Below are 9480 nucleotides of genomic sequence, written 5' to 3'. Positions count from 1 at the left end.
GTCGCCAGCCCGCCCCCGCCGGGTCTGCCCGCGCCGGCAGCGCCGCACGCCAACGAACCGATCGGCACGAACACCGACGCGAACGGAGCGTTCAGGACCAAGGCGCGGCGCCCTGGACAGCCGCCGGGCCCCGTCCCGAACGACGCTCAGTTCGAGACCGGGGCGCCATCCGCGCCACCCTTACCGTGAATGTCACTTTGAGGGGCCTGACGATCCGGGATCCGCGCGTCAGCGCCAGGGCAGGTGGCGCAGCGCCTTGAGCCCGGCGGTCAGGCCGCGCGCCCACACCGAGCCGGGCACCCCGCGGCCCGGCCGCAGCGCGAGTCCGCGCTGGATCGCGATCGACTGGGATTCGGTGTATTTCAACAACCCTTCGGCGCCGTTGCGGCGTCCGACGCCGGATTCCTTCATTCCGCCCATAGGCACGCCGACACTGCCGAACGTCGCCGCGTAGCCCTCGTTCACGTTGACCGTGCCCGCCTTCAGCCGCGCCGCGACCTCCCAGCCCGCGCGCCCGTTGCGTGACCAGACACTCGCGTTGAGCCCGAACGGCGTGTCGTTCGCGGCCTCGATCGCCTCGGTGACGTCGGTGTAGCCGTAGACCGAAACGACCGGGCCGAACGTCTCGTCGGCGAACGGCGTCATCTCCGGCGTGACTCCGGAAAGGACGGTCGGCTCGTAGAACAGCGGCCCCAGGTCGGGCCGCGCCCGGCCGCCCGTCAGCACCTGTGCGCCCTTCGACCGGGCGTCCTCGACGTGCCGCGACACGGTCCGCAGCTGGTCCTCCGAGGTCAGCGAACCCATCTGCGCGTGGAAGTCCAGCGCGCCGCCGAGCCGCAGCGCGGCCGTCTTCGCGACGAACGCGCGGGTGAACTCCTCGCGGATGTCCTCGTGCACGTAGATCCGCTCGACCGACACGCACAGCTGGCCCGCCGAGGAGAAGCACGCGGTCACCGCGCCCGCGGCGGCCTTGGCGACGTCGGCGTCGGGCAGCACGATCATCGGGTTCTTGCCGCCGAGTTCGAGCGAGTAGCTGGTCAGCCGCTTCGCCACCTGCCCGGCCAGTTCCTTGCCCGTGGGCGTGGAACCGGTGAAGCACAGGTAATCCGACTCCTCGACGAGCGCCGCGCCGATCCGCGAGCCGCGGCCGAGCACGATCTGCCACACGTCGTCCGGGAGCCCCGCTTCGGACGCGAGTTCGTGCAGCCACAGCGCGGAAAGCGCGGTCTGGTTGTCCGGCTTCTGCACCACGGTGTTGCCCGCGGCGAGCGCGGGGAAGACGTCCATCGCGGTCAGGGCGAGGGGGTAGTTCCACGGCGAGATGATCCCGACGACGCCTTTCGGGTGCCGGATCTCGCCGGTCTTCGTGAGGCCGGGGATGACGCCCGCCGCGCGCCGCGGCGCCAGGATCTTGGCGCTGTGTTTCCCGTAGTAGGCGGCGACCAGCGCGGCCGCGCTCACCTCGTCGAACGCGTCGAGCCGGGCCTTGCCCGCCTCGATCTGGACCAGGTCGAGCACCTCACGCTGACGTTCGAGGATCAGGTCGTGCAGCCGGACGAGCACCTGCTGACGTTCCCGCACCGGGCGCTCGGCCCAGTCGCGCTGCGCCGCGCGTGCGGTGGCGAAGGCCGCGCGGACCTCGGGGTCGCCCGCCTGCGGGAGGGTCGCGATCGGCTTCCCGGTGAAGGGCGCGGGCATCCGGACCGGTGCGTTGTCGGCGCCGCCGGTCACCCGGGCGACGAGCTGGGCCGCGCGGGCCGCCGAAGGTCCGGAGGGCACGTTCCCGACCGTGCCGGTGAGGACTGTGCGGTCAATGCCGTCGTGGTCCACGTTCGCCGGTGTCGTGCTGGTCATGCGATCGCTCCGTTCCGCCGAGACGACGTCCGGGCACGCCGGCGCCGCAAAGGTGTTACCCGCGAGTAAACCATACCGGCGGTACGGAGAAAAGTTAGACGTGAATAAGATTCATATTATGGCGTGGCGTCCTCGTAGAGCATGGTGGCGATCCGCTTCCATTCGTCGAGCAGCTGTCGGCGCCGTTTCGGGTCGCCGCCGAGTTCCGCGTCCAGTGCGAGTCCCCTGGTCAGGTTGACTGTCAGCCAGAACAACAACTGCGCGCGCTCCGGCGGCAGCTCGCCCGCGACCTCGGTGACGTGCTTCAGGGTGGCGCGGCCGAGTGCCCGGTCGACCGGGCGGATCGCCGCGCGCAGTTCGGGGTCGGTCCTCGCCGCCACCCACAGTTCGGTGACCGCGGTGGACAGTGTCCCCGAATAGCCCTCCCAGAGCAGGTCGATCGCCGCCGCGACACCGCGGCCGCCGCTGGGCAGCTCCGCGAGCGAGGAGGCCAGCTGTTCCCGCAGCCGCGTCGTCAGGTGTTCGACCGCGGTCGCCATCAGCTCGGCCTTCGTGGCGAAATGGTGCTGTACGGCGCCTTTCGACACCCCGGCGCGGGCGCAGACCTCCTGCACGGTCGTCCGCGCGTGGCCGAGTTCGACCAGGCAGTCGATCGTCGCGTCGAGCAGTGCCGTGCGGGTCTGCTCGCGGCGTTCGGCCTGCGTGCGGTGGGCCTTCGCCGCGGGCGCCCGTGTTACCTCGGTCACCTGAAACCCCCGCTTCACCACTTTACGTTCAGTCCGGTACGGATGTACATTCCAGCCAGAACTTACATTCCCAGCGTCATGTTTTCCAGTGCCGCTCGTGCTCAGGAGGCGTCGCCGTGCCGTTGCAGATCCAGAAGAGCTCGTGGAGCACCACCGAGCTCGAAGACCTGCGGGAGCTGTCCCGGACGTTCATGCAGAAGGAACTGGTGCCGCACCAGGAACGCTGGGCCAAGGAGAAGCGGCTCGACCGCGAGGTGTGGACCAAGGCGGGCGAGATCGGCCTGCTCGCGCTGTCCATCCCGGAGGAGTACGGCGGTGGCGGCGGGACCTTCGCCCACGAGGCGGTGCTGTACGAGGAGCAGGCCCGTTCCGGCGACAGCGCGTGGGGCGTTTCCGTCCACAATGGAATCGTCGCGCACTACATCCTCGCGTATGCCAGCGAAGAGAAGAAGCGCGAGTGGCTGCCGAAGTTCGCCACCGGCGAGCTCGTCGGCGCGGTCGCGATGACCGAGCCCGGCACCGGTTCGGACCTGCAGGGCATCAAGACCCGTGCGGTCCGCGACGGCGACCACTACGTCATCAACGGCGCCAAGACCTTCATCACCAACGGCTACCACGCCGATCTGGTGGTCGTCGCGTGCAAGACCGATCCGGACGCGGGCGCGCAGGGCGTGTCGCTGATCGCGGTCGAGACCGACACTCCCGGCTTCCGCCGCGGCCGTGTGCTGGACAAGGTCGGGCTCAAGGGCCAGGACACCGCCGAGCTGTTCTTCGACGACGTCCGCGTGCCCGTCGCCAACCTGCTCGGCGAGGAGGAGGGGCAGGGCTTCATCCAGCTGATGCTGCAGCTGCCGCAGGAACGGCTGATCATCGCCGTCACCGCGGTGGCCGGGATGGAGGCCGCGATCGACCTCACGCTGGACTACACCAAGGAGCGCACCGCGTTCGGCAGGCCCATCTTCTCCTTCCAGAACACCAAGTTCACCCTCGCCGAGGCGGCCACCGAAGCCGCGGTGGCGCGGGCCTTCCTCGACCAGTGCATCGAACGGCACCTCAAGGGCGAGCTCGACGTGCAGGGCGCGGCGATGGCGAAACTGTGGACCACCGAGCGCGTCAACAAGGTCATCGACGACTGCGTGCAGCTGTTCGGCGGCTACGGCTACATGACCGAGTACCCGATCGCGCGGGCCTGGACCGACGTCCGGATCTCGCGGATCTTCGGCGGCACCAGCGAGATCATGAAGGAAATCATCTCCCGTACGCTCTGATCCGCTTGCCGCGCAAGGCTTGTGCCGCAAAGAAGGGACACACCCATGAAGGCTGGTCCGCTGAGCGGGCTGAAGGTCGTCGAACTCGCCGGGCTCGCGCCGGGGCCGTTCGCCACCATGATCCTCGCCGACCTCGGTGCCGACGTCGTCCGCGTCGACCGCGCCACCCCCGGCGAGGACGTGCTCGGGCTCTCGAACGATCCGCTGGCGCGCGGCCGCCGGTCGGCCGGGATCAACACCAAGACCCCCGAAGGCGTCGAACTCGTCCTCAAGCTCGCCGACACCGCCGACGTGCTGATCGAGGGTTTCCGGCCCGGCGTGGCCGAACGGATCGGCCTCGGCCCCGACGTCGTGCACGCCCGCAACCCGCGGCTGGTCTACGGCCGGATGACCGGCTGGGGTCAGGACGGGCCCCTGGCCAAGGCGGCGGGGCACGACATCAACTACATCGGCATCGCGGGCGCGCTCGAACCCATCGGACGGCAGGGGGAGCGGCCGGTGCCGCCGCTCAACCTGGTCGGCGACTTCGGCGGTGGTGGCCTGCTGCTGGCCATGGGCATCCTCGCCGCGCTGTACGAGCGGACGTCGTCGGGCAAGGGGCAGGTCGTCGACGCGTCCATGGTGGACGGTGCCGCGCTGCTCACCACGAGCCTGCACGGGATGCGCGCGGCCGGTGTGTGGCCGGGCGAGCGTGGCGACAACATGCTCGACGGCGGCGCCCCGTTCTACGACACCTACGAGACCGCCGACGGCAAGTACGTCGCGGTCGGCGCGATCGAGATGCGGTTCTGGGGCGACCTGGTCAAGGTGCTCGGCCTGAACCCGGAAGAACTCCCGTTGCACGTCGACAAGTCACAGTGGCCGAAGCTGCGGGAGATCGTCGCCGAGGCGATCGCCCGGCACACCCGCGACGAGCTCTGCGCCCGCGCGGAGGGCACCGACGCGTGCCTGACGCCGGTCCTTTCCCCCGGCGAGGCCGCGCAGCACCCGCACAACGCGGCACGCGGCACGTTCGTCGACGTCGGCGGTCTGGTGCAGCCCGCACCGGCACCGCGGTTCGACCGGACTCCGCCCGGCACGCCGGAAGCCCCGCACGACAAGGGATCCGACACGCTCGGAGTGCTGGACGAACTGGGCCTGGGCGAGGACGAGATCGCGAAACTGCGGGAAGCCGGCGCTATCGCCTGACTTGAGGCTGGGCTACTCCGTTGTCCGTGAGATCGTCGCGGACAACGGAGTAGAGCACGTTGTCCCGCCATTTCCCGTCGCGGAAGCCGTAACCGCGCAGGACGCCCTCGCGGGTGAACCCCGCCTTCTCCAGCGAGCGTTGCTCGGCGCGGTTGCCGACCTCGGTGGTCGCTTCGACGCGGTTGAGCTGGGTGTGCGCGAACAGGTAACGCACCAGCAGGCGCTGGGCTTCGGTGCCGTAGCCGTGCCCGCGCGCTTCGGGCGCCAGGACGAGGCCGATCGTCCAGCAGTACGACGTGGGGCTGGTCCGGCTGCGGTGCCAGGAAACCAGCCCGACCGGGCGGTCGCCGAGCGTCGCGATGAGCATGCCGCTGTCGGTGGTGAGCATGCCGGTCTCGTGCCAGCGGCGGCGCAGGTAACCGGGGTCGTGCCAGCCGTACCACTGGAAGTCGCCGGTCGCCTCGGGATCGTTGGTCAGCGCTTCCAGCAGGCCGAGATCCCCTTCGGAGACCGGGCGGAGCGCCACTCTGTCGGCCGGATCCCTGTCGGCTTCGTCGTCCATGGCCGGAGCGTAGCCGTCCGAACGCCCGGTGTCGCGAGCGGTCTTCAGCCGAAGCTGCCGTGCCGCCCCGCGCCCCCGGCGAACCGCGCCGCGCCGTCGGCCGCTTCCCCTGCCAGCGTCCCGGCGCCCATGGCACCGGCGAACTCGGCCCGCAGAGCGTCCTCTTCGGACAGTCCGAACTGGAGGTACGCCGAACGGCGGTCACCCCGCAGGCAGGTCTGCGGGAACGCGGCCAGCTGCCGGGCGAGTTCCTGTGCCGCGGAAACCGCCTCCCCCTCGGGCACCACGCGGTTCGCCAGCCCGATGGCCAGCGCCTCGGTGGCGTCGACCGGCCTGCCGGTGAGGATCATGTCCATCGCGCGCGACTGCCCGATCAGCCGGGGCAGCCGCACCGTGCCGCCGTCGATCAGCGGGACGCCCCAGCGGCGGCAGAACACGCCGAACACCGCGGTGGCGTCCGCGATCCGCAGATCGCACCACAGCGCGAGCTCGAGCCCGCCCGCGACGGCGTGGCCCGAGACCGCGGCCAGCACCGGCTTGCCCAGCGCCATCCGGGTCGGGCCCATCGGGCCGTCCCCGCCGGGCGCGAGGCGGTTCATCCGTTCGGTGCCGACGGCCTTGAGGTCGGCGCCCGCGCAGAACGCGCCGCCCGCGCCGGTCAGGACCGCGACCGAGGCCTCGTCGTCGGCGTCGAAGGCTCGGAAGGCCTCGGCGAGCGCCGCGGCGGTGGGGCCGTCGACGGCGTTGCGGGCCTCCGGACGGTTGATCGTGATCGTCGTCACCGAGTCCGCGCGCTCGACCAGGACGTTTTCCGCCATCGCTGCTCCTGTGGGTGGTGTTCGGGTGTTTTCCCGGCTCGGGGCTCCTAGAGTAGGGAGCACGTCCCGCGGTGCGCGCGGGGTTCGAGGTGACGCAGTGGCTCCCGGGGCGGCACCGCGCCGGACACGGAGGGGGAGAGATGTCCAGCGGACTGAAGAAGGTCCTCATCATCGCGGTGGTCCTGCTCGTCCTGTTCTTCCTGATCACCCAGCCGAACCAGTCCGCGGGAGTCGTCCACACCGCGCTCGGCTGGCTCAAGAACGGCGCGGAGGCGATCGTGACGTTCTTCCGGAGCCTCTTCCAGTAATTCCGCGCTCTGCGTGACCAGCGGCGGGACATTATCCCGCCGCCGGTTACTGTGCGTCCTCGATCGGGTGGATCACGGATTGTGACCGATCCCAGATTTCGGTCCCGCCGCTCGACCATCCGGGTGGATTGGCCTCGAGAAACCCCAGGTCAACGAATTCGTAGCAGTTGGGGTATGGCGGAGGACACCACTCCGGCCCTACGGTCCTCACATTGCGTGATCGGCCGGTTCCCCGCTCCCCGGGACACCGCGCCGGGCACGCGGATTATCGGTCGTTGGTGCAGTTCAACGTGGTGCGCACAGCGTGCGGTGGCGGGCGTCGGGGCCCGCCCAGTCGGGGACCAATGAGGAGGCAGGGATGACCGGAGATCCCGGAGTGGACGCGCTGATCCAGCAGTGGGCCGCCGAGCGCGAGCAGAGCGCCGAAGAGCGCGAGGTCCACCGGATCGCGTCCGCGTGGCTCGCCGAAGCTCCACAGCCCGCCGCGCCGGGGATCCCCGGCCAGCGCGAACGGTCCGGACCGGCGCGCTGGGCGCCGGTCGAGGCCGCGGACCCCGGCTACCTCGACGCGATGCGCCGCAGGCTGCCCGAGGTCCCGGAGGAACTGCTCGTCGCCGCCGCGAGCTGGTGGCAGATGGTCGGCGGCGTCGCCGAGGCCGAACAGTGGTGGGACGCCGGGATCAGCCCGCTCGACCAGCGCGCGCTCGACTACCGGGCGGCCGGCCTGGCACCGTCCGACCTCGCGCGCAGGCTCGGGCCGATGACCGTGCTCCAGCACCTGCGCCGGGGCAGCGCTCCCGCCTGGTGCGTGGCCCGCCTCGCCCGCCAGCAGAAGACCGCCTGAAGACTTCGCCCCGTTCCGCCGGGTGAAACCGGCGTGCCGAGCCGATCGGACGGGCCCGCGTAACGCTAACCTGCGCGGGCTCGTTGAAGGATCGACCGATGACACGCTGGAGGACCGGAGTTCCGTGCGCACCACCGGAGAAACCGAGGAAGAAACAACCTCCCCGGCCGCGCCGGCACCGGTGCGCCGGAGACCGGGCACCGCGGTGCTGGGCAGGCTCGCGATCGTGGTCGCCGTGGTCGCGGTCGCGGGCGGCGGGGTGTGGCTGGTCACCAAGGCGTCCGCGCCGGTGGCGAGCCCGACCACCACGGACATCCCGGCGTTGCAGGTCAAGGCCGCGGACGTGCAGCCGGGCTCCGTCGTGCCGGTCAGCGCCGTCGTCGCGGGCGGCGAACAGCCGACCGCCCCGCAACAGGCCGAAAAGCAGCAGCCGAAGCCAGGGGACAAGAACCCGCTCGCCACCTGGGCCACCCAGATGGCAGCGGCGACCGGCGTCCCGGCGCGGGCGCTGCGGGCCTACGGCAACGCGGAGCTCGCGCTGCGCGCGAACCAGCCGGCCTGCAAGATCTCGTGGGCCACGCTGGCCGGTATCGGCCGGATCGAGTCCAACCACGGCCAGTACGGCGGGGCGGTGCTCCAGGAGAACGGACTGCCGTCGAAGCCGATCGTCGGCGTCCCGCTCGACGGGTCGCCCGGCGTCGCGGCGATCAACGAGGGCGACAGCCCGGCGCACGCGATGGGGCCGATGCAGTTCATCCCCAGCACCTGGCGGAAGTGGGCGTCGGACGGCAACGGCGACGGGCTGGGCGATCCGCAGCAGATCGACGACGCGGCGTTGACCGCGGCCCGCTACCTGTGCGCCGGCGGCCGGGACATGGCGAGCCCGGCGGGCTGGTGGGCCGGGATCCTGTCCTACAACAACTCGACCGAATACGCGCAGAAGGTCTTCGGTCTCGCCGACGGATACGCGAAGGCGGCGCAGGCGGCCAAGGGCAGGGCCTGAGCCCGGACCGAGCCGTCCGCTCTCAGCAGGCCAGTGCTAGCGTCGAAGCCGTGCCAGCACGTTCAGCCCCGGCGGGTTCCAGCACCGGGCGCCGACTCCTGATCGTCGGCGTCTGCCTGGTGAGCCTGGCCGGTGCCTGCGGTCTCGCCTGGTGGCAGTGGGACCGGTTCACCTCGGCGAGCGGGACGTTCCAGAACCTCGGCTACGTCCTGCAGTGGCCGCTGTTCGGGCTGTTCCCGGCGTTCATGTTCTGGCGCATCCGGCAGCTGCGGCTGCGTGCCGCGCAGCAGGACGCGCCGGAAACCGCGCGGCCCGCGCCGCGCGTGGACGTCCCCGCCCCTCGCCGCGCCGTGCCCGCGGTGGCCGCGGCCGACGAGGACGACGAGCTGGCCGCCTACAACCGATACCTGCGCGAGCTGCACGCCCGTGACCAGGAGACCAGCAGGCCAGAGACCAGCAGGCCAGAGTGAGGAAGACCGCATGACCACTCGAACTGACGCTGACGCCGCGCGGACCGGCGCGCCCGCGCTGTCCGGCCCGCTCCTCCGGTTCCGCGTTTCCGCCTACGTCACCGGTATCGGCCTGCTCGGGCTGTGCTTCGTGATGGTGCTGCGCTACGGCTTCGCCATGCCCGAGCCGTCCGCGATCTACTCGCCGATCCACGGTGTGCTGTACATGATCTACCTGGTGCTCACGATCGACCTCGCGATCAAGGCCCGCTTCTCCATCAAGGGCACCGTGCTGGTGCTGCTCGCCGGCTGCGTGCCGTTCGTGTCGTTCCTGGTCGAACGCCGCGTCACCCACCGGGTCCAGGCAGGCCAGAAGCTCTGACGGACGTGGGGGGGGGGGGGGCCCAAGGCGGGGCGCCAGGCCCCCACGCGGCGGTAGC

11 protein-coding genes are annotated in these 9480 nt (G+C 71.0%); 7 read left to right on the top strand and 4 right to left on the bottom strand.

All coding sequences use genetic code 11. The annotated features are described in order from the left end of the window. Nucleotides 1–228: 228 nt before the first annotated feature. Nucleotides 229–1854, bottom strand: coding sequence for a succinic semialdehyde dehydrogenase (locus tag ACFWY9_RS17190; RefSeq protein WP_378331078.1), 1626 nt, complete (start codon nucleotides 1852–1854; stop codon nucleotides 229–231). A 116-nt stretch (nucleotides 1855–1970) separates the two neighbouring features. Continuing rightward, entirely contained in the window at nucleotides 1971–2600 is a 630-nt protein-coding gene (locus ACFWY9_RS17185) for a TetR/AcrR family transcriptional regulator (RefSeq protein ID WP_378331079.1), read from the bottom strand. A 116-nt stretch (nucleotides 2601–2716) separates the two neighbouring features. Between ACFWY9_RS17185 and ACFWY9_RS17180 the strand changes: the two genes are divergently transcribed. Both ACFWY9_RS17180 and ACFWY9_RS17175 read left to right on the top strand, forming a co-directional pair. Further along, complete coding sequence (locus ACFWY9_RS17180; protein WP_378331080.1) at nucleotides 2717–3868, top strand: acyl-CoA dehydrogenase family protein; 1152 nt, start codon at nucleotides 2717–2719, stop codon at nucleotides 3866–3868. Nucleotides 3869–3913: 45 nt separating this feature from the next. After that, nucleotides 3914–5056, top strand: coding sequence for a CaiB/BaiF CoA transferase family protein (locus ACFWY9_RS17175; protein WP_378331081.1), 1143 nt, complete (start codon nucleotides 3914–3916; stop codon nucleotides 5054–5056). Here the strand turns inward: ACFWY9_RS17175 and ACFWY9_RS17170 are convergent. Beyond that, entirely contained in the window at nucleotides 5046–5618 is a 573-nt protein-coding gene (locus tag ACFWY9_RS17170; RefSeq protein ID WP_378331082.1) for a GNAT family N-acetyltransferase, read from the bottom strand. The genes ACFWY9_RS17175 and ACFWY9_RS17170 overlap by 11 nt on opposite strands. A gap of 44 nt (nucleotides 5619–5662) precedes the next feature. Next, nucleotides 5663–6436, bottom strand: a complete 774-nt coding sequence (locus tag ACFWY9_RS17165) for a crotonase/enoyl-CoA hydratase family protein (protein ID WP_378339240.1) — start codon at nucleotides 6434–6436, stop codon at nucleotides 5663–5665. Between the two features lie 140 nt (nucleotides 6437–6576). Between ACFWY9_RS17165 and ACFWY9_RS17160 the strand changes: the two genes are divergently transcribed. From ACFWY9_RS17160 to ACFWY9_RS17140, 5 genes are all read left to right on the top strand, one after another. Continuing rightward, nucleotides 6577–6744 carry a hypothetical protein gene (locus tag ACFWY9_RS17160; RefSeq protein WP_378331084.1) on the top strand — a complete coding sequence of 56 codons (168 nt, stop codon included), beginning with the start codon at nucleotides 6577–6579 and terminating at the stop codon, nucleotides 6742–6744. A 358-nt stretch (nucleotides 6745–7102) separates the two neighbouring features. Next, nucleotides 7103–7588, top strand: a complete 486-nt coding sequence (locus tag ACFWY9_RS17155; protein ID WP_378331085.1) for a helix-turn-helix transcriptional regulator — start codon at nucleotides 7103–7105, stop codon at nucleotides 7586–7588. Nucleotides 7589–7712: 124 nt separating this feature from the next. Continuing rightward, entirely contained in the window at nucleotides 7713–8591 is an 879-nt protein-coding gene (locus ACFWY9_RS17150) for a lytic transglycosylase domain-containing protein (protein WP_378331086.1), read from the top strand. A gap of 50 nt (nucleotides 8592–8641) precedes the next feature. Continuing rightward, complete coding sequence (locus tag ACFWY9_RS17145) at nucleotides 8642–9061, top strand: hypothetical protein (RefSeq protein ID WP_378339239.1); 420 nt, start codon at nucleotides 8642–8644, stop codon at nucleotides 9059–9061. A gap of 10 nt (nucleotides 9062–9071) precedes the next feature. Further along, nucleotides 9072–9422, top strand: coding sequence for a DUF3817 domain-containing protein (locus ACFWY9_RS17140; protein WP_378339238.1), 351 nt, complete (start codon nucleotides 9072–9074; stop codon nucleotides 9420–9422). Nucleotides 9423–9480 lie beyond the last annotated feature (58 nt).

The organism is Amycolatopsis sp. NPDC059027 (assembly GCF_042739735.1).
GTDB lineage: Bacteria > Actinomycetota > Actinomycetes > Mycobacteriales > Pseudonocardiaceae > Amycolatopsis.
The sequence above is the reverse complement of the archived record's forward strand: the minus strand, read 5'-3'. Positions and strand labels throughout refer to the sequence as shown.

What these genes read in the sequence shown, in the direction of transcription:
- ACFWY9_RS17190 (WP_378331078.1), bottom strand. Translation starts at nt 1,854, where the DNA reads ATGACCAGCACGACACCGGCGAACGTGGACCACGACGGCATTGACCGC.
- ACFWY9_RS17175 (WP_378331081.1), top strand. Translation starts at nt 3,914, where the DNA reads ATGAAGGCTGGTCCGCTGAGCGGGCTGAAGGTCGTCGAACTCGCCGGG.
- ACFWY9_RS17170 (WP_378331082.1), bottom strand. Translation starts at nt 5,618, where the DNA reads ATGGACGACGAAGCCGACAGGGATCCGGCCGACAGAGTGGCGCTCCGC.
- ACFWY9_RS17165 (WP_378339240.1), bottom strand. Translation starts at nt 6,436, where the DNA reads ATGGCGGAAAACGTCCTGGTCGAGCGCGCGGACTCGGTGACGACGATC.
- ACFWY9_RS17160 (WP_378331084.1), top strand. Translation starts at nt 6,577, where the DNA reads ATGTCCAGCGGACTGAAGAAGGTCCTCATCATCGCGGTGGTCCTGCTC.
- ACFWY9_RS17155 (WP_378331085.1), top strand. Translation starts at nt 7,103, where the DNA reads ATGACCGGAGATCCCGGAGTGGACGCGCTGATCCAGCAGTGGGCCGCC.
- ACFWY9_RS17140 (WP_378339238.1), top strand. Translation starts at nt 9,072, where the DNA reads ATGACCACTCGAACTGACGCTGACGCCGCGCGGACCGGCGCGCCCGCG.